Source organism: Nonomuraea gerenzanensis (genome assembly GCF_020215645.1).
Classification (GTDB): Bacteria; Actinomycetota; Actinomycetes; order Streptosporangiales; family Streptosporangiaceae; genus Nonomuraea; species Nonomuraea gerenzanensis.
On the sequence record NZ_CP084058.1, the window covers coordinates 8,389,347 to 8,414,395 of the forward strand.

At 72.4% G+C, this 25,049-nt stretch carries 20 protein-coding genes, 4 tRNA genes and 1 riboswitch; of the genes, 10 read left to right on the forward strand and 14 right to left on the reverse strand.

All coding sequences use genetic code 11. The features are described from left to right. Nucleotides 1-7 precede the first annotated feature (7 nt). The 7 genes from LCN96_RS39030 to LCN96_RS39060 all read right to left on the reverse strand — a co-directional run bounded on the left by LCN96_RS39030 (nucleotide 8) and on the right by LCN96_RS39060 (nucleotide 8,373). Nucleotides 8-2,167: a ribonucleoside-diphosphate reductase subunit alpha gene (locus tag LCN96_RS39030; RefSeq protein ID WP_225267448.1), complete on the reverse strand. Its 2,160-nt coding sequence runs from the start codon at nucleotides 2,165-2,167 to the stop codon at nucleotides 8-10. 103 nt (nucleotides 2,168-2,270) lie between these two features. Then, nucleotides 2,271-2,466, reverse strand: a riboswitch (cobalamin riboswitch). Nucleotides 2,467-2,470: 4 nt separating this feature from the next. After that, entirely contained in the window at nucleotides 2,471-3,505 is a 1,035-nt protein-coding gene (locus LCN96_RS39035) for a Bug family tripartite tricarboxylate transporter substrate binding protein (RefSeq protein WP_225267449.1), read from the reverse strand. A gap of 89 nt (nucleotides 3,506-3,594) precedes the next feature. Next, a complete protein-coding gene (locus LCN96_RS39040) occupies nucleotides 3,595-4,371 on the reverse strand; it encodes an SAM-dependent methyltransferase (RefSeq protein WP_225267450.1) in 777 nt (258 codons plus the stop codon). Nucleotides 4,372-4,440: 69 nt separating this feature from the next. Beyond that, entirely contained in the window at nucleotides 4,441-6,261 is a 1,821-nt protein-coding gene (gene glmS / locus LCN96_RS39045; RefSeq protein WP_225267451.1) for a glutamine--fructose-6-phosphate transaminase (isomerizing), read from the reverse strand. Nucleotides 6,262-6,272: 11 nt separating this feature from the next. Next, entirely contained in the window at nucleotides 6,273-6,548 is a 276-nt protein-coding gene (locus LCN96_RS39050) for a hypothetical protein (RefSeq protein ID WP_225267452.1), read from the reverse strand. A 156-nt stretch (nucleotides 6,549-6,704) separates the two neighbouring features. Further along, nucleotides 6,705-7,463 (reverse strand): ABC transporter permease, encoded by a 759-nt coding sequence (locus LCN96_RS39055; RefSeq protein WP_225267453.1) that lies wholly within the window; start codon nucleotides 7,461-7,463, stop codon nucleotides 6,705-6,707. Nucleotides 7,464-7,560: 97 nt separating this feature from the next. Further along, nucleotides 7,561-8,373 (reverse strand): ABC transporter ATP-binding protein, encoded by an 813-nt coding sequence (locus LCN96_RS39060; protein ID WP_225267454.1) that lies wholly within the window; start codon nucleotides 8,371-8,373, stop codon nucleotides 7,561-7,563. Nucleotides 8,374-8,430: 57 nt separating this feature from the next. Between LCN96_RS39060 and LCN96_RS39065 the strand changes: the two genes are divergently transcribed. From LCN96_RS39065 to LCN96_RS39090, 6 genes are all read left to right on the forward strand, one after another. Then, a complete protein-coding gene (locus tag LCN96_RS39065; RefSeq protein ID WP_225267455.1) occupies nucleotides 8,431-9,042 on the forward strand; it encodes a TetR/AcrR family transcriptional regulator in 612 nt (203 codons plus the stop codon). A gap of 65 nt (nucleotides 9,043-9,107) precedes the next feature. Next, the gene (locus LCN96_RS39070; protein WP_225267456.1) at nucleotides 9,108-11,228 is read left to right on the forward strand and encodes an N-acetylmuramoyl-L-alanine amidase; all 2,121 of its coding nucleotides are present in this window, start codon (nucleotides 9,108-9,110) and stop codon (nucleotides 11,226-11,228) included. 91 nt (nucleotides 11,229-11,319) lie between these two features. After that, nucleotides 11,320-11,391 (forward strand) — tRNA-Gly (locus LCN96_RS39075). A gap of 15 nt (nucleotides 11,392-11,406) precedes the next feature. Then, nucleotides 11,407-11,477: transfer RNA gene (locus tag LCN96_RS39080), tRNA-Cys, on the forward strand. Nucleotides 11,478-11,525: 48 nt separating this feature from the next. Continuing rightward, a tRNA-Gly gene (locus LCN96_RS39085) sits at nucleotides 11,526-11,597 on the forward strand. Between the two features lie 20 nt (nucleotides 11,598-11,617). Further along, a tRNA-Val gene (locus tag LCN96_RS39090) sits at nucleotides 11,618-11,689 on the forward strand. A 17-nt stretch (nucleotides 11,690-11,706) separates the two neighbouring features. Here the strand turns inward: LCN96_RS39090 and LCN96_RS39095 are convergent. Continuing rightward, nucleotides 11,707-12,369 (reverse strand): GNAT family N-acetyltransferase, encoded by a 663-nt coding sequence (locus LCN96_RS39095; RefSeq protein WP_225267457.1) that lies wholly within the window; start codon nucleotides 12,367-12,369, stop codon nucleotides 11,707-11,709. Between the two features lie 219 nt (nucleotides 12,370-12,588). On the opposite strand from LCN96_RS39095, the gene LCN96_RS56890 reads away from it, so the two are divergent. Next, a complete protein-coding gene (locus LCN96_RS56890; protein WP_263657373.1) occupies nucleotides 12,589-13,809 on the forward strand; it encodes a riboflavin synthase in 1,221 nt (406 codons plus the stop codon). A 356-nt stretch (nucleotides 13,810-14,165) separates the two neighbouring features. Next, on the forward strand, nucleotides 14,166-16,373 hold the full coding sequence (locus LCN96_RS39110; protein ID WP_263657374.1) for an ATP-binding protein: 2,208 nt from the start codon (nucleotides 14,166-14,168) through the stop codon (nucleotides 16,371-16,373). Here LCN96_RS39110 and LCN96_RS57525 read toward each other — a convergent pair. Genes LCN96_RS57525 through LCN96_RS39120 form a run of 3 tightly spaced genes read right to left on the reverse strand, consistent with a single transcriptional unit; the run spans nucleotide 16,301 to nucleotide 19,755 of the window. Then, nucleotides 16,301-16,462 carry a hypothetical protein gene (locus LCN96_RS57525; protein ID WP_397351784.1) on the reverse strand — a complete coding sequence of 54 codons (162 nt, stop codon included), beginning with the start codon at nucleotides 16,460-16,462 and terminating at the stop codon, nucleotides 16,301-16,303. The two genes, LCN96_RS39110 and LCN96_RS57525, sit on opposite strands and share 73 nt — an antisense overlap. Continuing rightward, complete coding sequence (locus tag LCN96_RS39115) at nucleotides 16,438-19,512, reverse strand: type 2 lanthipeptide synthetase LanM family protein (protein ID WP_225267458.1); 3,075 nt, start codon at nucleotides 19,510-19,512, stop codon at nucleotides 16,438-16,440. The genes LCN96_RS57525 and LCN96_RS39115 overlap by 25 nt, the downstream gene beginning before the upstream one ends. A gap of 6 nt (nucleotides 19,513-19,518) precedes the next feature. After that, nucleotides 19,519-19,755, reverse strand: coding sequence for a DUF6229 family protein (locus LCN96_RS39120; protein ID WP_225267459.1), 237 nt, complete (start codon nucleotides 19,753-19,755; stop codon nucleotides 19,519-19,521). A 188-nt stretch (nucleotides 19,756-19,943) separates the two neighbouring features. Between LCN96_RS39120 and LCN96_RS39125 the strand changes: the two genes are divergently transcribed. Continuing rightward, nucleotides 19,944-20,729 (forward strand): mechanosensitive ion channel family protein, encoded by a 786-nt coding sequence (locus LCN96_RS39125; protein ID WP_225267460.1) that lies wholly within the window; start codon nucleotides 19,944-19,946, stop codon nucleotides 20,727-20,729. A gap of 205 nt (nucleotides 20,730-20,934) precedes the next feature. Here the strand turns inward: LCN96_RS39125 and LCN96_RS39130 are convergent, their stop codons facing one another. Next, nucleotides 20,935-21,246: a DUF6401 family natural product biosynthesis protein gene (locus LCN96_RS39130; RefSeq protein ID WP_225267461.1), complete on the reverse strand. Its 312-nt coding sequence runs from the start codon at nucleotides 21,244-21,246 to the stop codon at nucleotides 20,935-20,937. A gap of 27 nt (nucleotides 21,247-21,273) precedes the next feature. Then, nucleotides 21,274-22,437 (reverse strand): 4-hydroxybenzoate 3-monooxygenase, encoded by a 1,164-nt coding sequence (gene pobA, locus LCN96_RS39135; RefSeq protein ID WP_225267462.1) that lies wholly within the window; start codon nucleotides 22,435-22,437, stop codon nucleotides 21,274-21,276. A 79-nt stretch (nucleotides 22,438-22,516) separates the two neighbouring features. Here pobA and LCN96_RS39140 point away from each other — a divergent pair, with 79 nt between their 5' ends. Then, entirely contained in the window at nucleotides 22,517-23,266 is a 750-nt protein-coding gene (locus LCN96_RS39140) for an IclR family transcriptional regulator (RefSeq protein WP_225267463.1), read from the forward strand. On the opposite strand, the gene LCN96_RS39145 is transcribed toward LCN96_RS39140, so the two are convergent. Further along, nucleotides 23,263-25,032, reverse strand: a complete 1,770-nt coding sequence (locus LCN96_RS39145; protein ID WP_225267464.1) for a thiamine pyrophosphate-dependent enzyme — start codon at nucleotides 25,030-25,032, stop codon at nucleotides 23,263-23,265. The two genes, LCN96_RS39140 and LCN96_RS39145, sit on opposite strands and share 4 nt — an antisense overlap. Nucleotides 25,033-25,049 lie beyond the last annotated feature (17 nt).

Sequence of the window (25,049 nt, forward strand, 5' to 3'; positions counted from 1 at the left end):
GGGCTCCTTACTGGCAGGCTTCGCAGGTTTCCGGGTTCTCGAGTGAGCAGGCCACCGCTTCCACCGCTTCCACCGTGGCGACCGTGGTCTGGGCGATGCGGGTGGCCGGGCGGGAGCGCAGGTAGTACGTGGTCTTCAGGCCCTGCTTCCAGGCGTAGGCGTACATCGAGGAGAGCTTGCCGATGGTGGGGCTGGCCATGAAGAGGTTGAGCGACTGCGACTGGTCGATGTACGGCTGGCGCGCGGCGGCCAGGTCGATGAGCGCCTTCTGCGGCAGCTCCCAGGCCGTGCGGTAGAGCAGCTTGAGGTCGTCGGGGATGCCGGGCACCGTCTGCACCGAGCCGTCGGCGCGCTTGAGGTCGTCGCGCAGCTGCTGGGTCCACAGGCCGCGAGCCTGGAGGTCGGCCACCAGATAGCGGTTGACCTGGAGGAACTCCCCTGACAGGGTCTCGCGCTTGAACACGTTGGACACCTGCGGCTCGATGCACTCGTAGCAGCCGGCGATGGAGGCGATCGTGGCGGTGGGGGCGATGGCGATCATGAGGGAGTTGCGCAGGCCGGTGCGGGCGATCTTCTCGCGCAGCACGTCCCACCGGGGTGAGCCGGCCGCGTAGTGGTCGGGGTGCAGGATTCCGGCGGCGGCGCGCGTGTCGGCGTACGACGGGTGCCGGCCGCGCTCGGCGGCGAGGTCGGCCGAGGTGTCGTAGGCCGCCAGCGCGATCTCCTCGGAGATCCTGGTCGACAGCTCCAGCGCGCGCGGCGAGTCGAACGGCAGCCGCAGCGTGAAGAACACGTCGGCCAGCCCCATCAGGCCGAGCCCGATCGGCCGCCAGCGCTGGTTGGCCGCCTCGGCCTCGGGCGTCGGATAGAAGCCGAGGTCGATGGTGCGATCGAGGAAGCGGACGGCGGTGCGCACGGTCCGGCGCAGCCGCTCCCAGTCCACCTCCCCCGCCTCCAGGTGGGCGGCCAGGTTGATCGAGCCGAGGTTGCAGACCGCGGTCTCGGCGTCGCTGGTGACCTCCAGGATCTCGGTGCACAGGTTCGACAGGTGGATGACGTTCCCGGGGCGGGCGGTCTGGTTGGAGGTGCGGTTCGCGGCGTCCTTGAACGTCATCCAGCCGTTGCCGGTCTGGGCGAGGGTGCGCATCATGCGGCCGTACAGGGTGCGTGCCGGGATCTGCCGGACATATCGTCCTTCGGCCTCGTAGGCGCGGTATCTCGCCTCGAACGCCTCGCCGTACAGGTCCGTGAGGTCGGGCGTCTCCTTCGGGTCGAACAGCGACCACATCTCGTCGGCCTCCACCCGGCGCATGAACTCGTCGGGCACCCAGTTGGCCAGGTTCAGGTTGTGCGTGCGGCGGGCGTCCTCGCCGGTGTTGTCCCGCAGCTCCAGGAACTCCTCGATGTCGGCGTGCCAGGTCTCCAGGTAGACGCAGGCCGCGCCCTTGCGCCGCCCGCCCTGGTTGACCGCGGCCACGGAGGAGTCCAGCGTGCGCAGCCAGGGCACGATGCCGTTGGAGTGACCGTTCGTGCCTCGGATCAGGGAGCCGCGCGAGCGCACCCTGGTCCAGGAGACGCCGATGCCGCCGGCGTACTTGGACAGGCGCGCGACCTGCCCGTACCGGTCGTAGATGGCTTCGAGCTCGTCGCGCGGCGAGTCGAGCAGGAAGCAGGACGAGAGCTGCGGGCGGCGCGCCCCCGAGTTGAACAGGGTGGGCGAGCTGGGCAGGTACGACAGCGTGGACATCAGCCCGTACAGCTCGGCCGCCTCGGCGACGCTCCGCGACAGGCCGCACGCCACGCGCAGGAAGAAGTGCTGCGGGCGCTCCAGCACCTTGCGCGTCTCGGGGTGGCGCAGCAGGTAGCGGTCGTGGACCGTGCGCAGCCCGAAGTACTCGAACCGGTCGTCGGCCTCGTCCGCGACCAGCGCGTCCAGCTCGGCGGCGTGCGCGGCGACGAACTCCGCCAGCGCGTCCTGAATCAGCCCGGCCGCGTGGGTGGCCGCGATCGACTCGGAGAACGACCGCACGCCGTGCCCGGCGGCCTCCTCGGCGATCTCCTCGGCCAGCAGCCGCGCGGCGACCCGGGAGTTGGCCGGGTCGGCGATCACCCGCGCCGCGGCCTCCTCGATGGCCAGGCGGCGGTCAACCTCGACGATCTGAGTCACGTTCGCTCTCCTCATCCCCGTGAGGGCATGCGAGAGCACGGCAGCACAAGGCCACGACGCGCTCCGGCCCACCCTCGAGACCCTGAACACCACATGCCGGGCAGCACCCGGCATACCGCTGGCAGGTCTTCGGGCTCGCGGGCACGCTCGATGGCACCTACTGGCCGTCGCTTCCCGGATCTCTCCAGTGCGTCTGACGGCGGTCGTTCCCGCTCACCGCTGCGGGGCAGCCCCGGAATCGCACCGGGTTCCCTTTTGCTCCGCCTCCTGGGAGGCGAACCAGCGACGACCAGGATCCTACATCTAGTGGCCGTTCCCGCAACTGCCCCAGCATGTTGTGGCTTTGGTCGAGTCGAGCAAACCAAGATCACGCAGTACGGCGCGGGTGCGGGCGATCTCGGTGCCCAGCCAGCGGGTGAAGTCGTCACCGGACAGCGGGATCGGCAGCCAGCCCGCGGCCAGGCAGGCGGCCTCCCACTCGCTGGACGCGATCACCGCCTCGCACATGCGCACGGCGTGCTCGCGGCTCTCCTCCGGCATGTCCTCCGGCCCGAACGCGGCCGTCCAGTCGGCGAAGTCCACCCGCACGCCGCACTCCAGCAGCGTGGGCACGTCGAGGTCGGGCACGCGCCGGGCCGAGGAGACCGCCAGCGCCCTGACCCGGCCCCGCCCGATGGCGGTGCGCCAGTCGGCCAGCGAGCCCGCGGCGGCGACCGCCCTGCCCGACAGCAGCGCCGAGGCGGCCTCGCCCAGCCTGGGGTAGCCGGTGTAGTCGACCCGCCGGCCGTCCGCGCCGATCGCCCTGGCGATCAGGCCGAACAGCAGGTGGTCGGGCTCGCCCTGCGGCCCGCCCGCCAGCAGGGTCTGCCCGGGACGGGCCAGCAGGCGGGCGCCGAAGTCGTCGAAGTCGCGCAGCGGCGAGCGGTCGGGCACCACCACGACCTCGATCTGGCCGCTCAGCCTGGCCAGCGGGGTGCCGGTGTCGAGCAGGCTCTGGCCGTTGTTCAGCTCGGCGGCGGCCAGCGCGGGCAGGCCGCTCACGGTGATCACCGACCCGCCGACCGCCAGGCCGCCGGGCCCTGTCGGCCCGCCGCCGGGCGCCGCCGGGCTGCCGGTGATCGCCTGGCCGACGGCCGCCGCGAAACCCGCGGCGCGGGCCGCGTCGGCGAACGCCCGCCCGACCCGGGTCCAGCGGTGCCCGGCCACGTTGATCGAGAATCCGGTACGCAGCACGTTCCCCGCCCGCGGGGTGCCACAACCGGCGGCACAGGCGATGGCGCCGATTCCGCAGGCGACGAACCGCCGCCGGCGCATCTGCTTCTCCCCCGAATCCCCCATTACTCTAGGTTATTAACCCATTACAAGATGGGTTACACCGGGGTCATGGTCAACACTCAATATCGCTATTCTTTGCGATTTTTCGTGACTTATCGGACTTTCTTCCCCACGCCCGCCATCAGCGACGACGGCAGCGACCAGTCCCCCACCAGCTTGGGCCGGTCCGGGCGCCAGTCCGTGGCCTGCACGAGCCCCGGCGGCTCCAGCGGCCAGTCCCCGAAGAACGCGCGGATCTGCCCGGGCGACCGGTCGGTCCCGCCCCTGCCGGACGAGCCCCGGCGGACACCTCTGCCCCGCTCCTCGTCCTCCAGGTCCGCCATGGTCGTGGCGTGCGTGATCACCAGGTGGCTGCCCGGCGCGGCCCGCTCGCGCAGCACGGCCACCGCCCGCTGCGGATCCGCCGAGTCGGGCAGGAAGTGCAGGATCGAGACCAGCAGCACGGCGATCGGCCGGTCGAGATCGAGGAACTCGCCCGCTCCCGCCAGCACGGCGCCGGGATCGAGCAGGTCGGCCTGGACGAAACGGGCCCTGCCCGGCGAGTGCCGGAGCAGGGCCGTGGCGTGTGCGGCGACGACGGGGTCGTGATCGACGTAGACCACCCTGGCCTCGGGCGCCACCTCGTGCGCGCTGCCCTGGGTGGGCAGCCCGGCGCCGAGGTCGAGGAACTGGTCGACCCCGGCGCGGCTGACGTAACGGACGGCACGCTGGAGGAAGGCCCGGTTCGCGCGGGCCAGCGGGACCGCCTCCGGGATCAGCTCGGCGAGCTGGTCGATGGCCTGGCGGTCGACCGCGAAGTTGTCCTTCCCGCCGAGCATGTAGTCGTACATGCGTGCGGGATGAGGTCTCTGGTGGTCGAACTGCCGCACAGTATCGAATTTATGTCGTATCCAGCCGGATAACACTACCTTGGGAAGATTGTGGCTGAATTAAGTCGGCTATTCGACCGTGACGCTCTTGGCGAGGTTGCGCGGCTTGTCCACGTCGCGGCCCAGCGTCACCGCCGCGTGGTACGCCAGGAGCTGCAGCGGGATCGTCAGCAGGATCGGGTCCAGCTCGATCTCGTTCTTGGGGATCACGATCACGTCGTCGGCCAGCTTGGCGTCCGGCTCGCGGTGCCCCACCATCAGCACCTGGCCGCCGCGGGCGCGGATCTCGCCGAGCGTGGTGAGGTTCTTGTCGAGCAGCTCGTCGTCCGGCACGATCGCGACCGTCGGCATGTCGGGGCCGATCAGCGCGAGCGGGCCGTGCTTGAGCTCGCTGGCCGGGTACGCCTCGGCGTGCACGTAGGAGATCTCCTTGAGCTTCTGCGCGCCCTCGCGGGCCACCGGGTAACCGCGCACCCGGCCGACGAACATCATGCTCGGGTGCGGCGCGTACTTCTTGGCCAGCTCGGCGATCTTGTCGCCCTGCTGCAGGATCTGCTCGATCTGGCCGGGCAGCCGGCGCAGGCCCTCCACGATGCGCCGCCCGTCGGCGGGCGACAGGTCGCGCACGCGCCCGAGGTGCAGCGCGAGCAGCGCGAACGCCAGCGACGTCGAGGTGAACGCCTTGGTCGAGGCGACCGAGACCTCGGGGCCCGCGTGCAGGTAGATGCCGCCGTCCACCTCGCGGGCGATGGCGCTGCCCACGGCGTTGACGATGCCGATGACCCGGCCGCCCTTGCGCTTGAGCTCCTGCACGGCGGCGAGGGTGTCGTAGGTCTCGCCCGACTGGCTGATCGCGACGTAGAGGGTGTCGGGGTCGACGACGGGGTTGCGGTAGCGGAACTCGCTGGCCGGCTCGGCGTCGGACGGGATGCGCGCCAGCTCCTCGATGAGCTGCGCGCCGATCTGGCCCGAGTAGTACGCGGAGCCGCAGCCGATGATCTTGACCCGGCGGAAGCTCCGGGTCTCGCGGGCGTCCATGTTCAGGCCGCCGAGGTGGGCCACGTGGAAGCGCTCGTCGAGGCGGCCGCTCATGGTGCGGGTGATCGTCTCGGGCTGCTCGGAGATCTCCTTGAGCAGGTAGTGCTCGTAGCCGCCGGTGTCGTAGTGGCCGGCGTCCCAGTCGACGGTCAGCGGCTCCTTGGCCGTCTCGCGGGCGTCGCTGGCGAAGGTGTGGAAGCCGTCGGCCTTGAGCACGGCCAGCTCGCCGTCCTCCAGGTGCACGACCTGGCGCGTGTAGCGGACCAGCGCGGCCACGTCGGAGGCGGCGAACATCTCCTTCTCGCCGATGCCCAGCACGATCGGGCTGCCGTTGCGCGCCACGACCACCTCGCCGGGCCGCTCGGAGTCGATCACGGCGATGCCGTACGTGCCGACGATGCTCTTGAGCGTCTTCCTGACGGCCTCCTCGAGCGAGTCGTTCTCGTCCACCGCGGCGGCGATCAGGTGCGCGAGCACCTCGGTGTCGGTCTCGGAGGCGAACACCACCCCGTCGGCCTCCAGCTTGGCGCGCAGCTCGGCGGCGTTCTCGATGATGCCGTTGTGCACGACCGCGATGCGCTCGTCGGCGGACAGGTGGGGGTGCGCGTTGACGTCGCTCGGCACGCCGTGGGTGGCCCACCGGGTGTGCCCGATGCCGAGGCTGCCCTTGAACCTGACCGGCACCACCTTGGCCAGATCGGCCACCCGGCCCTTGACCTTGCGTACCTTCAGGCCCTTGTTGGACACCACGACCCCGGCCGAGTCATAGCCCCGGTACTCCAGCCGCTGCAGGCCCTCCAGCAGGATGGGCGCGGCGTCCTTGGGGCCGACATAGGCCACGATTCCGCACATCGAGGTCTCCTCTATCCGTAGACGATCCTGCGTAGCTGCCGCAGGGACAGCTCTGGAGCCGCTACCCGCCGGCCCCGTAACTCGGCCGCGATCCGGGGAAAGATCTCGTCATTGGTGAAGCCCTTGGACTTCAGCTCGCCGTGACGGCGCCGGACGTACTCCTCGGTGGAGTCCGAGAAGTACGACAGCACGTCGGCGACCACGCGGGCGGCCTCGCCTGGGCCGAGCGGGCTCGTCCTCGTGAGGTGCGCGATGAGATCTTCGTACGGATGCCGTGCCGTGGACACAGACGAGGACACTACGGCTCTGGAACGAGACACGCCAACATCCTGCCCGATATCGGGCAGGAAATGCTTCTAGGCGACGGGCGGCGCGGCTCCAAGCCCTTAGGCGACGGCGGCGCGGCTCCGAGCTCTTGGGTGATGGCGCGCGGCTCCAAGCCCTTAGGCGACGGCGGCGCGGCTCCAGCCTTTGCCCAGCCGGCGGCAGGCGAAGGCGCCGGCGGCCAGGCCGAGGCCGGCGAGCACCGCCGCCGGGCCCGCCGTGCCGGCGGCGTCACCCCTGACCGCCGCCTGCAACATGGTCGTCGCCCAGTACCCGGGCGAGAGCGGCGCGACGGCCTGCGCCCAGCCCGGCATCATCGCGTACGGGACCAGCGCTCCGCCCAGCGCGCTGACCGACAGGGCGGCGAGGTTGCACAACGTGCTCAGCTCGCCCTGGCTGCGCACCACCCCGGCGACGGCCGTGCCCGCGCAGAGCAGGGTGAAGCTCCACACCGTCACGGCCAGCGCCAGCGGCCAGACCGGGCCCGCCGGGCGCAGGCCGACCGCGAGCACGCCGTAGACCAGCAGCACGCTCTGCTGGACGACCAGGACGGCGAAGACGGGCAGGGCCTTGCCGATCACCATCTCGGTGACTGTGGCCCTGGTGGCGCGCAGCCGGTCCCAGGTGTGCCAGGTGCGTTCGGTGAGGGTGGCGGTGGCGACGTCGGCCATCGACAGCACCGAGAACATCACCAGCAGGCCCGTGACGGCCTGCGCGGGCTCGCCGAGCATGCTCTTGAAGATCAGCATGAGGACCATGGGCATGACCAGGTAGCTGACGAAGTGGGCGGGGTCGCGGCGGCGCAGCAGCACGTTGTGGCCCGCCAGCACGGCGATCCTGCGCAGCGCCGGCGCGCGACCGGCGGTCAGTCGGCCCACGGTCAGGCGGCTCCCAGTCGGGCGGCCCACGGTCAGGCGGTTCCCTGTCGGGCGGTTCCCGGTCGGGCGGTTCTCACGCGGGCGGCCTTCGCGCGGCTCAGGTGACGTGGTCATGGGACAGCTCCCGGTACAGGTCGTCGAGCGAGGGCTGGCGGATGTCGATGGCGCGTACCGGGCGGTCGAGGTCGCGCAGCAGGGCGGCCAGGGTCGCGGTCGGGTCGGTGGTGGCGACGGCGAGGTCCGGGCCGCCCGCCACGCTCACCCGCACCTCCCCCGGCAGGTCCCTCAGCAGGTCGGCGCCGGCGCCCCGGGCGATCACCCGGCCGTCGCGGGCGACGGCGATCGTCGCTGCCAGCTCCGTCAGCTCCGGCAGGTAGTGGGTGCAGTAGACGACGGCCGCGCCCTCGTCCGCCCGCCGCCGCACCGCCGCGAGCAGCGCCGCGCGCGTCTCGGGGTCGGCGCCCGCCGTGGGTTCGTCGAGGAGCAGCACGCCGGGGTCGGCCAGGAGGGCGGTGGCGGCCTGGGCCCTGCGCTGCTGGCCGCCGGAGAGCACGCTCACCCGGCGGTCGAGCACACCCGTGAGGGCCAGTTCCTCGGCCGTGCCCTCCACGGCCCGCGCCAGGGCCCGGCCGCGCAGCCCCGCCAGGCCGCCGAAGAGCCGCAGCGTCTCCCGTACGGTGATCGTGGGGTAGAGCGCGAGCTGCTGCGGCGCCACCCCCAGCTCCCCCTCGACCCGCACGGACCCGGCGTCCGGCACGACCAGCCCCGCCGCGATCTCGAAGAACGTCGTCTTACCCGCCCCGTTGTGCCCCACCAGCCCAGTGATCTCCCCCGGCGCCACGCCCAGGTCGAACCCGTCGAGCGCGGTCACCTCGCCGAATCGCTTGACCAGCCCCTCAGCTCTCAGCACGGCCGTCACACCCTCTCAGTCTACGCTGTAGACTGCTCTACACTGTAGACTGGCACCGTGCGGAAGCTCAAGACCTCCCGGCAGCCGGAGATCCTCGACGCGGCGCTCGCGATCGCCGACGAGCGCGGGCTCGACGCCCTGTCCATGCGGGCCGTGGCGGAGCGGGTCGGGGTGACGCCCATGGCCCTGTACGGCTACTTCCGCAACAAGGACGAGCTGCTCGACGGCCTGGTCGGGCGCCTGCTGACCGAGCTGGCCCCGGCCGAGCCCGGCGGCACGTGGCAGGAGCGGCTCGCCTCGGTGGCGTGGGCGACGCGGCGGGTGGCCAGGGAGCATCCCTCGGTCTTCCCGCTGCTGCTCTTCCGCTCCTCGGTGACGCCTGACGGGGTGCGCGTGGTGGACGCGATCTATCAGGCGCTGCTGGAGGCGGGGGTGCCCGAGGCCGAGGTGCCGCGAATCGAGCGGCTGGTCAGCACGTTCGTGCTCGGGTTCGCGGTCTCCGAGGTGAACGGGCGCTTCTCCAGCGCCTCGAACGAGTCGCGGGCACGGCGCGGCGGCCAGGACGCCTCGGCGCATCGGCGGCTCGCCGGGCATCTGACGGTCGATGACTGGGATGCCGAGTTCGCTGCGGATCTGGATGATCTCATGCGTATCATCCGACCCGTCTGACACATCCCTTTCCTGGGAATGGTTACGGTGAGTAGTCGTATCGTGACGTTCCTGGGGAGATGTTCATGCAGCTCTGGCTCGCCGTCGTCCTGGCCGCCGGCGTTCTCACCGCACCCGCCGACGTCCCGCCGCCGGCCGCGCCCGGCGCGGGCAGGCAGGCCGACTTCGCTGCGGCGGCGCGTGAGTACGGGGTGCCGGAAAGCGTGCTGCTCGCGGTGGCGTACCTGGAGTCCCGGTGGGACGCGAACGGGGGGCGGCCCAGCACGGCGGGCGGTTACGGGCCGATGCACCTGGTGGACGCGTTCCCGTCCGACGTGCGCGCCCATGGGCACGCGGTCATCGGGGACGCCCTCGGTGACCCGCGGGGGGACGACGCCCGCCCCATGTCGGCCGCGCTCACCGAGGCCATCTCCCGCTCGGCGCTGCGCACGTCGGCGCAGCCGCCCCGCACGACCCTGCCCGAGGCGGGGCGGCTGATCGGCGTGGATGCCGCGCGGTTGCGGACGGATCCGGCCGCGAACATCCGCGCCGGGGCCGCGTTGCTGGCCTCCTACCAGGAACGGCCCAGCGCCGAGCCCGCCGATTGGCACGGGGCGGTGGCGCGGTATGCGGGGACCGACGATCCGGTGGCGGCTCGGGCGTTCGCCGACGAGGTGTTCTCGGTGATGCGGGAGGGGGCTGAACACCGTACCGACGACGGGCATCTGGTGCGGCTCGATCCGGTGCCGGGGCTGCCCGCGCCGGGCGAGCACCCGGCACCGGCGGCCCCAGCTACGGCGGCCCCGGCTACGGCGGCTCCGGCTACGGCGACGCAGCCCGGCATCGCCGCCTCGCCCGCCACTTCGCCCGCAGCCTCGCCTGGTGGTTCGGCCGATGACGACGCGCTCGACGCCCTGTCCGGTGACGACGGGTGGACGGACGGGGAGTCGGGCTTGCTGGCCGGCGCGGACGCGGACGCCCTGTGGAGCGCCAGCCCGAAGGGGCAGTCGGCGACCAGCCAGGCGGAGTGCCCGCCCTCGCTCGCCTGCGAGTGGATGCCCGCCGCCTACAAACGCTTCGGCAAGAAGAAGAACCGCGACTACGGCAACCACGACCACCTGGCCCGCAAGCGTTCGGTCGACTACATCGTCATCCACGACACGGAGGGCACCTACCAGGGCATCCCCAGCCTGATCCGCAACCCGCAGTACGTGAGCTGGCACTACACGATCCGCTCCAGGGACGGACATGTCGCCCAGCACGTGCCGACGAACGACATCGCCTGGCACGCGGGCAACTGGGACGTCAACACCCGCTCGATCGGCATCGAGCACGAGGGCTACCTGGCGAAGGGGGGCGCCTGGTACACGGAGGCGATGTACCGGTCGTCGGCCAGGCTGGTCAAGTACCTGGCCGCCAAGCACGACATCCCGCTGAACCGGGCGCACATCCTCGGCCACGACAACGTACCGGGCACGACCCCGCAGACCGTCGCCGGCATGCACGAGGACCCGGGCCCGTACTGGGACTGGGAGCACTACTTCGAGCTGATGGGCAAGCCGTTCAAGGCGGCCAAGGACGGCGACTCCGTCATCATCCGCCCCTCGTACGCGTCCAACCGGCCGCGCTTCACCGGCTGCGTGGCCGCCAAGGCCGCCCAGGCCTGCCCCGCGCACGGCGCGTCCACCGTCTGGCTGCACAAGGCGCCCAGCCACACCGCTCCCCTGGTGACCGACCTGGGCAAGCATCCGGGCAAGCCGAGCACGTACAGCGTGTACGACCACAGCGCCCGCGCCTCCACCGGCCAGCGCTACGCCGTCGCGGCGCGGCAGGGGGACTGGACGGCGATCTGGTACCTGGGGCAGAAGGCGTGGTTCCACAACCCGTCCGCGAACCCGACCGCCATCCCCGCCAAGGGCCCGATGGTGACGCCGCTGTCGGGTGAGGTGAAGGTGTACGGGCGGGCGTACCCGGAGAAGTCCGCCTACAAGAGCGCGGCGTACCAGCCGCTGACGCCGCTGAAGTACAAGATCGGGGCGGGGCAGACGTACACGGTGGGTGACACCGTCACGGGCTCCTACTACGCCGCGAACGCCTTCTCGCCCGCCAAGCACGTCACCACCACCGGCAAGACCCGCTACCACCAGATCCAGCTCGGGCACCGGGTGATGTTCGTGATGGCCAAGGACGTACGTCTGATCGGCTGAATTTCCTCCCACGGGCCGCGCAGTGCGCACGGGCACTCTCCGGAGACGATATGGTTTTCCCGTGGCCCGGCGCAGGCAGCCGGAGACGCACGCGGAAGTGGCTCAGTGGTAGAGCATCACCTTGCCAAGGTGAGGGTCGCGGGTTCGAATCCCGTCTTCCGCTCGGAGTAAGACTCCTGGTGGAGTGGCCGAGAGGCGAGGCAGCGGCCTGCAAAGCCGTCTACACGGGTTCAAATCCCGTCTCCACCTCGGTGATCGGCGGGCCTCCAGGATCCGCTAAAATAAGTGCGGCGCCATGCGGAAGTGGCTCAGTGGTAGAGCATCACCTTGCCAAGGTGAGGGTCGCGGGTTCGAATCCCGTCTTCCGCTCTGAGTGACAACTCAACAAAGGACGATTAGCTCAGCGGGAGAGCGCTTCCCTGACACGGAAGAGGTCACTGGTTCAATCCCAGTATCGTCCACCCTCTCGTCATGAGAGTTACGCCCCAGCCCGGCCGTCCGCCGGAGTCTGGGGCGTTTTCATTCCGTCGAGCAGCCGGATCAACCGCTCCCGGCGCTGCGGCCACTCCTCGGCGATGATCGAGAACATCGCGGAGTCGCGCAGCAGTCCCTCCTCCCCCGGCGCCCACGACTGCGACCACTTACGCAGCACGCCCTCGAAGTGCGCGCCCACCTTCTCCAGGGCGGCCCGCGAGCGCCCGTTGCGGGCGTCGGTCTTGAGGTCCACCCTGGCCACGCCCCAGTGCTCGAAGGCGTGGCCGAACATCAGCAGCTTCGCCTCCGTGTTCGTCCCCGTGCCCTGCGTGGAGCCGCCCAGCCAGGTGAAGCCGATCTCGATCGCGCGTAGCCGGTCCCCCTCCGGCCACAGGCGCGGGTCCCAGAAGGAGGTGACGCCGACCGCGCGGCCCGACGCCCGCGCCACCTGTGCGTACGGCGCGAGCCGCCCCTCGGCCTGCCGTGCGAGCAGGTCGTCGATGTACCCGCCGACCTGGTGCGCTCTGGGCACCCAGGTGAACAGGTACGCGCCGCGGTCCTCCTCGGCGGCCACGGCGAGGTCGGCGGCGTGGTGGTGGCCCAGCGGCTCCAGGCGGACGAGCCGGCCTTCGAGCACGGGACCTGCGAGCTTGAAAGTCTCCCCCATGGTGATCATCCTTTCCCCGCTTCAGTCCGGGCGTCAACGGAGTTACGCTGGTGGCGGTGTAATTCCAGGTGCGGCGGTGACAGCCCGCCGGTTCCGTCCCGCGGGCGGAACGACCCGGTGCGATTCCGGGGCCGCGCGGTCATACCCCGCCATCTCTCGGGCCCGGCCAGGGCCCCTGACGTCACGTGGCCGAGTGCTCGTTACGGAAAGGGATGGCCGATGTTCAGCGGGTGCGTTCAGGAGATCGGGCGGATCGAGTCAGCCGAGGGCGAGCGGATCGTGCTCCGCGCGCGCAAGAGCGTGGCCGAGGTCCGCGCCGGCGGGTCGCTGGCCGTGGCCGGGGTGCGCGTCACCGTCGAGGAGATCGACGACGGGGCCGTGGTCGCGACGGTGACCGGCGAGACCCGGCGGCGTACGACGTTCGACGAGCTGACCGCCGGACAGGAGGTCAACGTCGAGGTGCCGCTCGCCGTCGGGGACCGGCTCGACGGGCACCTCGTGCAGGGGTACGTCGACGCGGTCGGCAAGGTCGTGGCGGTGGAGGAGCAGGGCGCGGGGCTGCGCGTGTGGATCAGGCCGCCTGCCCGGTTCGTCCCACGGGTGATCGCCAAGGGGTCGATCGCCGTCGACGGGGTGAGCCTGACAGTCGCCGAAGTCGTCCGCGACCGGTTCTCCGTGGTGCTGATCCCGGCCACGACGGCGAGCACGACGCTCGGGTCCGTGGCGGTCGGGCAGCGGGTCAACCTGGAGTCCGACCTGGTCGGCCGGCTGGTGTCGGCGCGGCCCGCGGCGGCTGCGGCAGACGTGGCGCGGGCGGTGTCGGCGCTCGGCTGGGCGGGGCACATCGCGGGACGCGCCGGCGTGGACAAGGCGATCGCGCAGATCGCGGCGGGCGGGGCGGTGCTGGTGTGGGACCCTGATCGGGAGACGGAAGGCGACGTGATCTTCGCCGGGGCGGCGCTGCGGCCCGCCGCGTTCACGTTCATGCTGACGCAGTGCTGCGGGCATCCCACCGTGCCGTGCGCGGGCGAGGTGCTGGAACGCCTGGAGATCGCGCCGATGCCGGGCGAGGGCGACCGGCACGGCACCCGGCCGCACGTGCCCGTGGACCTCGCTGAGGGCACCGGCACCGGCGTGTCGGCCGCCGAACGGGCCGCCACCGTGCGCCGGCTGGCCCATCCGGAGGCGCGGCCGGGGGACTTTCTGCGGCCTGGGCATGTGTTTCCGCTGATGGCTCGGCCGGGGCTGCTGGGTGAGCGGGGTGGGCATACGGAGGCGACCGTGGCGTTGTGCGTGGCGGCGGGGTTGCCGGCGGTGGGGGTGTGTTGCGAGATCATGAAGCCTGATGGGGTGATGGCGGGGGTGGCGGATTTGGAGGCGTCGGCGTTGCGGTGGGGGTTGCCGCTGATCGATGTTCGGGATCTGCGTACGTGGTTGTGACCTCACTGCACGGGCTGCGGGCCTCCGGAACGGCGGCGTCCTGCTGCTGAACGGCGGCTTCCTGCTCCGGGGCGGCGGCTGCGCTCCGATCTCGGCGCTGGGCGCGATGCGTATGAGGCCGTCCTTCGCGGCGCCCAGCGCGGTGCGCATGCGCCCGACCTGCGCGGCGCCCAGCGCGGTGCGCATGCGCCCGACCTGCGCGGCGCTCAATGTGGTGCGCGTGCAGGCACGCATGTCGGCGCTGAGCACGGTGCGCGTTCTGGTGATGGCGCCTCCCCGGGCCTGGGGGGCGTGGCACGGCGGTGGCACAGCCGTGTCACGCCCCACAGGCAGGGGGCCTTCACGCCGGGAGTGAGATGACCGAGGCGCATGGGGTGATGATCAGGCTGGCCGGATCCTTCACGGTCGAGCGGAACGGGGTGCCCTACCCCCGCGGAGCCGTCGGCGGCAAGGCGCGGGCGCTGCTCAAACTGCTCGCGGCCGAGCGGGGCGCGGTGCTCGCCGCCGACCGCATCGCCGAGGAGCTGTGGCCGTGCGGCGGGCCCAAACAGCCGGTGCAGAACGTGGCGACGCTGGTCAGCAGGCTACGCGGGATGCTCGGGACCGGGATCGTGACCGGCGGGCGGACCGGCTACCGGCTGGGCGGTGCGCCCGGCGTCCTGGTCGACCTGGACCTGGCAGCCGAGCTTGTCGCCGAGGCGGAAGGCTGCCTGGCGGCCGGGGAGCCCGCGCTGGCCGGCGCCGCCGCGGGGCGGGCGGTGGAGCTGCTGCACGACGGCCTGGTGCTGGGCGGCGAGCCGGACGCGCGGTGGGTGGCGGCGGCCAGGGACGAGGCGGCCGGGCTGGTCCGGCGGGCCCGGCACGCCGCCGCCCGTTCGGGGCTGCGGACCGCCGACCCCGCCAGAGCACGGCGTGCGGCCGAGGCGGCGGTGCGGGCGGATCCGTTCGACGAAGTGGCGTACCGGTTGCTGATGCGGGCGCATGCGGCGGCGGGCGAGCCGGCCAAGGCGCTGCTGGCCTACGAGCGGCTGCGGAGCCGGCTGGTGGCCGAGCTCGGGACGGATCCGGCGGCCGAGACACGGGCCGTGCACCTCGCCGTCCTGCGCGAGCAGCCCACCACCGGGACGCGGCCGGTTCCGCAGGAGGAGCCCATCGTCAGCACACGGGCGGTTCCGCAGGAGGAGCCCACCGCCGGAACGCGGGTCGCGTCTCAGGCTGTCCTGCGCGAGCAGCCCAGCGCTGGAACGCGCGCAGTTCAGCGGGGAGAGCCCACCACCGGGACGCGCGCGGCACTGCGGCGGAAGCCCGCCGCCGGCACTCGGGCAGCCCTGCGGGAGGGGCGGCCGGCCGGTGCGCGGGCCGTGTCCTGGGGGGACGGGCTGGTGGGGCGGGCCGGGGAGCTGGCGTCGATCTCCGGGGCCTGGGGGCGGGCCGTGTCGGGGTGCACCGGGGTGTTGCTGATCGCCGGAGAGGCGGGGATCGGCAAGTCGCGGCTGGCCGCCGAGGCCGAGCGGATGGCGGGCGCGACGGGCGGGGCCGTGCTGCGGGCTCGCTGTCATGAGATCGAGCGGGCGCTGTTCCTGCAGCCGTTCGTGGACGCGCTGCGGCCTCGCGTCACGCACCTGGCAGGGGACGTGTTGCGCGGGCTGACCGGTGACTGGGCGTCGGCGCTGGAGTCGCTGGTGCGGGGGCGGACCATGGAGCGCCGGTACGCGTACGAGGCCGTGACCGCGTTCCTGCGTGCGCTGGCCGCTCGCGAGCCGGTGCTGCTGGTCCTGGAGGATCTGCACGCGGCCGGGGCTGCCACGGTCGAGCTGGTGCACTACCTGGCCAGGAGGGTGTCCGGGGTGCGGCTGCTGGTCGTCGCTACGGCGCTCGCTGGGGAGGCTGGGGTGGTCGAGGGGTTGTGCGGGGTGGTGGAGGTGGTGCGTCCGGGGCCGTTGTCGGCGGGGGCGGTGCTGGAGCTGGCGGGGGACGGGGAGCTGGCGGAGGAGGTGTACCGCCGTACGGGAGGGCAGCCGCAGCTGGTCGCCGCGCTGCTGGCCGACTCCGGGATGGGCGGAGGGGAGCGGCAGGTGACTGCCGACGGGTTGGTGGTGGCAAGCGAATCAGTGGCGGGCGGGCCGATGGCGGGCGGGCCGATGGCGGGCGGGGCGATCGCGGGCGGGCCGATCGCGGGCGGGGCGGTTTCCGAGGAGGTGCGGGCGATCGTGCTGGGGCGCTTGCGGGGGTTGGGGGAGCCGGTGATGCGGGTGTTGCGGGCGGCGAGCGTGGTGCGCGGGCCGTTCGATCCCGGGCTGCTCGGCGAGGTGCTCGGGCTGCCGCCGCAGGAGGTGGCAGGTCGGTGCGAGCGGGCCCTGGGCAGGGGGCTGCTGGTGGTGCGCGGTTGTGCGTACGAGTTCGCGGACGCACTGACCCGGCACGTCCTGTACGCCACGACCCCCGCCCCCACCCGCGCTGTCTACGAGCGCCGCGTCACGGGTGAGGAGGCTCAGGGCCAGATCTTGGCTTCGGCCTCGAACACCGCGGCATCGCTCTCCACGGGCAGCACGCACATCAGGTGACCGCCCGGGGCGCGCAGGACACGGCACTCCAGCCACCGCGACACTTCGACGGCCCCGAGGCCGATCAGCCGGCGGGTCTCCGCCTCCACATCGTCGGTCTCGATGTCGGGTGGGCGGGGCCGGGGTCCGGGAGGAGCACGGATGGCAGGGTGCTGTCCGGGTGCATGCGGAGGAGTTGATAGGCCACGCCGCCGAGGCCGGGGAGGAGGCTGGGCGGGAAGGCGTCTCTGGCGAAGCCGCTGACCGGGCCGTGCTCCTCCAGGCTGGAGAGCACGTGGGCGTCGAGGCGGTGGCGGTCGAGGCCCGGGGCGGCAAGGCCGCGGGTGATCGCGTGGTCGAGCAGTTCCCAGGCGCCGAGGTCGCCGTGGCAGAGCGTGTGGTTCCAGCCCAGGCCGTCGGTGTGGCATGCCGTGGCCGCCCGGCGCAGCACGTCGGACCAGCGTGGGTCGCCGTTCATGAGGTCGGCTGCGGCGATGCCGATGCCGGCGGCGCCGTGGCACCAGGCCGCTGCGGTGTCGTTCTCCTGGCGGATGTCGAGCCAGCCCTCCTTGTCCAGGGCGTACAGGGTCTCCTCGTGGGCGAACGCGGCCTCGGCCGTCGCGGCGAACGTCGCGTCACCGGTGGTCTCGGCGAGCCGGGAGAGCGCCCAGCCGATGCCGGTGACGCCGTGGGCCAGGCCGCCGAGGCCGTCGGGGAAGCCGGGGTTCTCCCACCAGGCGGTGCCGTCTCCGGTTCGGGCCCGCGCGACCAGGTGCCGGCCGATGGCGATGGCCAGTTCCTCGGCCTCTTCATCGGCGTGGTGGTCGCGGTGCTCGGCCAGCCGCAGCAGCGGCACCACCGCACCCGCCATCCCGGCGACCAGGTCAAGCCGCACGTCGTCGGTCACGGCGATATCGGCCGGGTCGGTGCCGGTGGACGAGACGCCGGTGGGCGAAGAGCCCCTGGCCGCCGTACCCCTGAGCGCCGCAGCGATCTCCGGCACAAGGCCGGCCGCGCGAGCACACGCCTCATGCCGTCCGACCGCCCCCAGTCTGTGCAGCAGCAACCACCCCCAGATCCGCGACCCCAGCCCCAGATACCCACCCACCGGATCAGGACGCAGCCGCCCACCGGGCTCCACCGGATGCTCCGCCGCCCGGTCCTCGGCCGTGCGCATGGTCCGCAGCACGTCCGTCAGCAGCGGGCGCAGCCCGGGGACCGGGTCCGCCCTGCCGCGTTCCGTTTCGTGCTGGTAGGCCGCCAGCAGCACCGCCACGCCGCCGATCCCGCCGTACAGGTCGAGGCCGAGCGGCAGGACCGCCCAGCCGGTGCGGTTCAGCACGGGGGCGATCCAGGTGGCGGTGCCGTCCTCGGCGCGGATGGCGGAGGCGGCCAGCTTGCGCATCATGCCGGCGGCCAGCCGCCTGCGGCGGCCGTCCAGGTCGTGGTGGGCCGGCTTGGACGGGAGCAGGCGGCGCTCGTCCGGCAGCCAGCCCTCGTTCAGATACGCGCTGACCAGCGCGCACTGGATGACCTGCCGGTCCAGGGACAGGTCGGCGGCCCGCCACCGGCCCAGCGCCGCCTCGACCAGATCCTCCTGGCAGCCCCATGTGGTGCCGCGCGGCCCGGTGAGCCGTCCCTTGCGCGGCGTGGTGGCGAAGAACGGCACGTCGCCGTCCAGCAGCTCCTCGATCTCCGCCGCGATCACGGCCGGGTCGTCGGGCCGGCCGGGCAGGCTGGCCGCCTGCCTGGCGAGCAGGGAGGCGGCACGGCGGCGGGCGGCGGGCTCGTCGTGCAGCGCGCGCGGGTGCCAGAGCATGCGGCCCAGCTCCGCGTAGGTCTCGGTCGAGCGCGGCACGACGCGGATCGGCAGGTCCCCGAACTCCGCCACCAGTGGCTCCAGCTCCCCCGCGCGGTCCATCCGCCGCAGCCGCTCCGACAGCCCGGTGAAGCCGGCGACGACCTCGTCCCAGTACGCGCCCAGCACCGGCTCGGGGCTGGGATGGTTGACCGCGGCCGGGACCGGCACCTCGGCATGCTCGATCCTGGCCGCATCGGTGCCGGCGTCCACGATGACGGGCACCTTGGGGACGGGCTGCTGGCCGGGCAGCGAGCCGATGGCGGAGGTGTCCACGCCGCGCCAGCCGAGTGCCAGGCCGCGGCCCGGCAGCAGGCCGGTGCCCAGCACGGAGCCGCCGACCAGGAGCGCGGCCCGGTCGGGAGCCAGGCCGTACCCGGTGGGGCGGAACGTGGGGCGCGGGGTGAAGAGGGTCTCGCAGTCGACCACGGTGGGCACGGGGCCGGCGGCGACGAGGTTCTCGGCGTGCAGGTCGCTGCCGCCGAGCAGCCGCATGACGGCCAGCCAGTGGCCGAGGTTGCGGTAGAACAGGCGCAGCTCCCGCTCGCCGTCGCAGTAACGGTGCTCGACGTGCCTGGCCCAGCCGTAGCCGTCGCGGGGGACGACGTCGGGGACCGCGATCCTGGCGTGCGCGGGCTCGTCCTGGAGGACGGCCGCCAGCAGGCGGGCGAGGGCGACGTCCACGGCCACGGAGCGCGGTTTGTAGACGGCGACGCCGGAGGCGCAGGCCAGCATGGCGACGGTCTGACCGCCGCGGTGGCTGTCACCGGCGCCGAACGACAGCGCGATGAGCTCCCCCGTATCGCCGATACCGGTGAGCACTCCCGTGCCACCGCCGGTGAGCTCCCCCGTGCCACCGCCGGTGAGCTCTCGCGTACCGCCGCCGTCCGTGAGCGGGGCGAGGGCGTGGCGGTCGGCGGCGAAGCGGGCGGCCAGGCTGAGCGCCGCCGCGCACCTGCCCGCGATCAGCCGCTCCAGGCGGGGCAGCAGGGTCGGGTAGTGCTCGCCGAGCGAGTCCCAGTACGCCCGGGTGGACGCCCGCGCCTCCCACTCCTGCCAGCGCGCCCGCGGATCGGGCCCGGTCAGCCTGCCGGTGATCCTGGCGGCGTTCAGCTCCAGGAGCAGGACCCGGTTGGTCTTGAGCCGCACCGTCTCCAGCGCGGACGCCCCGGCGGCGGCCCGGACGATCTCGCGTTCCGCCTCCGACAGGCCGCCGATCCGGCCGAGCTGGGCCGCGAGCCCGGCCAGAGCCGGTTCGAGCAGGCAGCCCAGCACGGTGGCGCTCATCGCGTCCTTGTGCATGTCGGCTCAGCAGCAGACCCGCGGGCGGGAGTCGGTGCACACCGTGCCGCAGACCGTGATCGCGGCGGGCTGCGCGCCGGCCTCCGCGGAGCCGAGGATCGCCTCCATCGTGATGTCGGACTCGGCGTAGTCGCCGCCGGCGAAGAGCGGTCCGGCGGGGCTGTCCCAGCCCTCGACGGGCCCGGCGGTGCCGCGCCATCCGGCCACGATCCGCTCGGCCAGTTCGGCGGTCAGGTTGGCCATGTCTTCTTCCCTTCTGCGATCCGGCCCGTATCCGGTCGGGCCGGTCGATTCCGGATGTTGCCAGCCGGCGTTGCGCATCCATTGCACTGGGAGTTATGTCGCCTTGTGCGAAGTTTTGGAATTGATGCGCACATAGAGCGTTTTGGGGCGGGTAGCGCCGATGCATTGGCTCCTCGGAGGAGGAAACCGTGGATATCAACATCGGCCAGGGCCTTTCAGACGCCTGGCGGCAAATAGCGACGTTCGTCCCGAAGCTGATCGCGTTCCTGGTGATCCTGCTCATCGGGTGGATCGTGGCCAAGGCACTGGAGAAGATCGTCGACAAGGTGCTCGAACGCGTCGGCTTCGACCGCGCGGTGGAGCGCAGCGGCGTGCGCCGTTGGCTGGAGCGGAGCAAGTACGACGCCAGCAGCCTGCTCGCGAAGATCGTCTTCTATGCGATCCTGCTGGTCACCCTGCAGATAGCCTTCAACGTCTTCGGCCCCAACCCGGTCTCGGCACTGCTGGCCGGCGTGGTGGGCTGGCTGCCCAAGGCACTCGTCGCCATCGTGATCATCGTGGTGGCCGGGGCCGTGGCCAAGGGCGTCAAGGACATCGTGAGCGGGATGCTCGGCGGGCTGTCGTACGGCCACTGGGTGGCGACCGCGGCGGCCGTGTTCATCTGGGCGCTGGGCATCATCGCGGCGTTGAACCAGATCGGCGTGGCCACCACCGTGACGACGCCGGTGCTGATCACGGTGCTCGCCACGATCGGGGCGATCGCGGCGATCGGCATCGGGGGCGGGCTCGTGCGGCCCATGCAGCAGCGGTGGGAGCGCTGGCTGGGGCGGATCGAGCAGGAGGCTCCGCAGGCCAGGGCGCACGCCGAGGCGTACCAGCGGGGGCGTGCGGACGCCCGGGCCATGACGGAGGAGACGGCGCCGATCAGGACGTCGCCCGGCGGGGCGCACCGCTCCGACATGCCTCCCGGCTGAGCACCGGACCCGGGCGCGTCACCGCGCCCGGGTCTTCAAGTGCGTGCAGCTGGACGGGCTGGTGCTCCCGAAGGGCCGCCGGTCAGGCCGGGGCTCCCACAGATGCGGCCGGTCAGGCCGGGGCTCCCGAAGGTGCCGCCGCTCAGGCCGGGGCTCCCGCAGATGCGGCCGGTCGGGCCGAGGGCTTGCGTGGGTGCGGGGCCGGTCAGGCGGGGTGGCCGTCGGCCAGGAGGTCGAGCTCGCGGGTCAGCCAGCACACCGCCGTCAGCCGCAGCGACGGCGCGTCAGGCTCGCCGGTGAAGGCCCAGCCGCGGTGCCGCAGCTCGTCGAGGAAGCCCAGCAGGTAGTCGCCGAGCGTCTCCCGGTCGAGCGGGATGGCGTCACGCAGCACCGCCGCGTGCTGGTCGACCGCGGCCACCAGCCCCGGGTCGCCGTCCATCCGGGCGAGCTGGGAGTCACCCAGGGCGTGCATGAGCCAGCGCAGGGGCGAAGCCGCCCATCCCTCCTCGAAGACCACGCGCCAAGGTTAAGGCATCCTCCGAGGTCATCGGTCGAACGGCAGGCCGACGTAGTTCTCGGCCAGCGTCGTGGCCGCCGCCTCGGAGGAGGTCACGTAGTCGAGGTAGGAGAGCTGCAGCCGCCGCGCGTACGGGTCGTCCTCCTCGAACGTGTGCAGCAGCGTCGTCATCCACCACGAGAAGTGCTGCGCCCGCCACACCCGCTTCAGGCACGCCTGTGAGTACCCGTCGAGCAGCTCGGTGGAGCCGCTGCCGAAGTAGGCGGCCAGCGCCTCGGTCAGCACGCGCACGTCGGCCACGGCCAGGTTGAGCCCCTTGGCCCCGGTGGGCGGGACGATGTGGGCGGCGTCCCCCGCCAGGTAGAGCCGCCCGTACTGCATCGGCTCGGCCACGAACCCGCGCATCGGCGTGATGCCCCGCTCCATGATCTCGCCGGTGGCCAGCGCGAAGCCGGGCACGGTCTCCAGCCGGGTCTTCAGCTCGGCCCAGATCCGCTCGTCCGGCCAGTCCTCGATCCTGGCGTCGGCGGGAACCTGCAGGTAGAAGCGGCTGACGGTGGGCGAGCGCATGCTGTGCAGGGCGAAGCCGCGCTCGGTCCTGGCGTAGATCAGCTCCTCCGACGAGGGCGCCACGCGGGCCAGGATGCCGAGCCAGGCGAAGGGATAGTCGCGCTCGAAGATGCTCAGCACGCCCTCGGGGATGGCCGGCCTGGACACCCCGTGGAAGCCGTCGCAGCCCGCGATCACGTCGCAGTCGAGCCGCTCGCCGCCGAACGTCACGTACGGCTGCGACTCCAGCGAGTGCAACGCCACGTCCTCGACCTCGAACCGCACGTCCCCGCCCGCCGCCAGCCGGGCCGCGATCAGGTCCTTGACCACTTCCTGCTGCCCGTACACGGTGATGGCGCGGCCCGGCACCAGCTTCTCGAAGGCGATGCGGTGCCCCGCGCCGCCGTACCGCAGCTCGATGCCGTGGTGCGGCAGCCCCTCGCGCGACATCCGCTCGCCGACGCCGGCCTCCACCAGCGTGTCCACCGTGCCCTGCTCCAGCACGCCCGCGCGCACGCGCCGCTCGACGTAGTCGCGGCTGCGCTTCTCCAGCACCACCGAGGAGATGCCGCGCAGGTGGAGCAGGTGTGACAGGAGCAGGCCCGCGGGGCCCGCTCCGATGATCCCGACCTGAGTTCGCATGAAGGAAGCATCCAGCCTCGGCCTGGGTTTCGCCGAGAGCCCTCTTCCGCTCAGTGGAAAATCTGTGCAGGATTGCCGTATGTCAGGTGGAGCTCGCGAGCCGGGGCGGTCGGTCACGTCCAAGGTGCTGGCCATCCTGGGGGCGTTCGACGCGGCGCGCCCGCAGCTCACGCTGACCGAGCTGGCCGCGCGCAGCGGCGTGCCGCTGAGCACGGCGCACCGGCTGGTGGGCGAGCTGGAGGAGTGGCAGGCGCTCAGCCGCTCCCCCGACGGGCGGCTGCGGGTGGGGCCGCGACTGTGGGAGCTGGGCCAGCTCGCGCCGAACCGGCTGCAGGAGCTGGCGCATCCGTGGTTGCAGGAGCTGTTCGGCTCCACGGGCGAGAACGTGCATCTCGCGGTCAGGGACGGGCTGGAGGTGCTGTACGTGGACAAGGTGTACGGCAGGCGGGCCGTGCCCATCGTCTCCAGGATCGGCGGGCGGCTGCCCATGCATCCCACCGGGGTGGGCAAGGCGCTGCTGGCGTACGAGCCGGACTGGTTCGTCAAGTCCTACCTGGCGCGCAAGCTCGAACGGCCCACCGCGCAGACGATCACCGAGCCGGGGCGGCTGGCCAGGGAGCTGGCGGCGGTGCGGGCCCAGGGGCACGCGCTCACCTACGAGGAGATGACGCTCGGCTCCTGCTCGGCGGCGGCCCCGGTGCTGGTGGACGGGCGGGCGGTGGCGGCGCTGGGCATCGTGCTGTCGTCGCGGCGCGCCCGCGAGCTGCCCCGCCTCGTCGAGCCGCTGCGCGCCGCCGCCGCCGGCATCGCCACCGCCTACGGCGGCTAGTCCCCCAGCTTCTGGATGCGGTCCTTGAAGAGCGTGGTGGCGATGGCCGCCTTGTGCGGCTGCCCCTTGAGGAACGCCTGCGCGAAGCTCTTGGCCTGGTCGTAGGAGACCTTGCCGGGCATGGGCGGCTCGTTCGGGTTGACGTCCACGTCCACCAGCGCGGGCCCGTCGTGGGCGAGCGCCTGCCCGATCGCGTGCGCCACGTCCTCCGACTTGGTCACCTTCGCCCCGAACCCGCCGCACGAGCGCGCCCAAGCCGAGAAGTCGGCCTCGGGCTGGGCATACCGGACGCCGTGCTCCGGGTAGCCGAGCACCATCTGCTCCCACAGGATCTGCCCGAGCGAGTTGTTGTTGTTGATGACCACCTTGACCGGCAGCCGGTGCTGCACCGCAGTCAGGAACTCGGCCATCAGCATCGAGAACCCGCCGTCACCCACGTACGCGATGACCTGCCGCCCGGGGAAGGCGTGCTGCATGGCGATCGCGTACGGCAGCCCCGGCGCCATCGTCGCCAGCGTGCCGGACAGGTAGAACTCGCGCCCGCCCCTGATCGTCCAGTGCCTGGCGGCCCAGGTGGCGATGGTGCCGCTGTCGCAGGTCATGATGGCGTCGTCGGTGGCGAGCTCGTCGATGATGGACATGACGTACTGCGGGGCGATGGGGTCGCGCTCTGGGTTCTCCAGCGCCTCCATGTCGGAGCGCCACTTGGCCATCAGCTTCTGATACTTCGCCAGGTGGCTGCGGTCGCCGTCGCGGCGGCCCAGCAGCGGCAGCAGGGCCCGCAGGCCCTCCTTGGCGTCGCACACCACCGGCACGTCCGTCGCGATCCGCGCCCCGGCGCGCGTCGGGTCCGCCTCGAACTGCACCACCCGCGTGTCACGCACCTCCGGCAGGAACTTGGAGTAGGGGAAGTTCGTGCCGACCATGAACAGCACGTCCGCCTCGTCCATCAGCTCCTCGCTCGGGCGGGTGCCGAGCAGCCCGAGCCCGCCCGTCGTGTACGGGGAGTCGTCGGGGATGACGGCCTTGCCGGGCAGTGTCTTGACCACGGGCGCCCCGAGCGCCTCCGCCACGGCCAGCACCTCTTCCCTGGCGTGCAGCGCGCCCTGCCCGACGAGCATGGCGGGCCGCTCGGCCCGGTTGAGCACCTCGGCCGCCCACTCGACGTCCTCCTGCCGCGGCATTCCGGACGGCTGCAGGTAGACGGGCGCGGTCTGCGGCGCCCGTACGGGGGCCACGCTCTTGTACGGGTCCGCCCCCGCCTCGGCCACCTGGATGTCGTTGGGCAGCGTGAGGTGGGAGACCCCGCGCCGCGCGTAGGAGGTGCGGATGGCCAGGTCCACCAGCGAGGGCAGCTGCGCCGGGTTGGTGACCATCATGTTGTACTCGGCCACGTCGGCGAAGAGCTTGTCCAGGTGCACCTCCTGCTGGTAGCCGGTGCCCAGCACGGACGTCTCCTGCATGCCGGTGATGGCCAGCACGGGCACGTGGTCGAGCTTGGCGTCGTAGAGGCCGTTCAGCAGGTGGATGCCGCCGGGGCCGGAGGTGGCCAGGCAGACGCCGATGCGGCCGGTGGCCTTGGCGTACCCGGTGGCCATGAACGCGGCCGCCTCCTCGTGGTGCACGAGGACGAAGCGCACCCGGTCGCGGTGGCGCCGCAGCCCCTCCATGATGCCGTTGATGCCGTCGCCCGGCAGGCCGAAGACGGTGTCGACGCCCCACGCCGCGAGCCGTTCGATCAGGGATTCGGATGCGATTCGAGCCATGTGTGCGGCCCTACCCC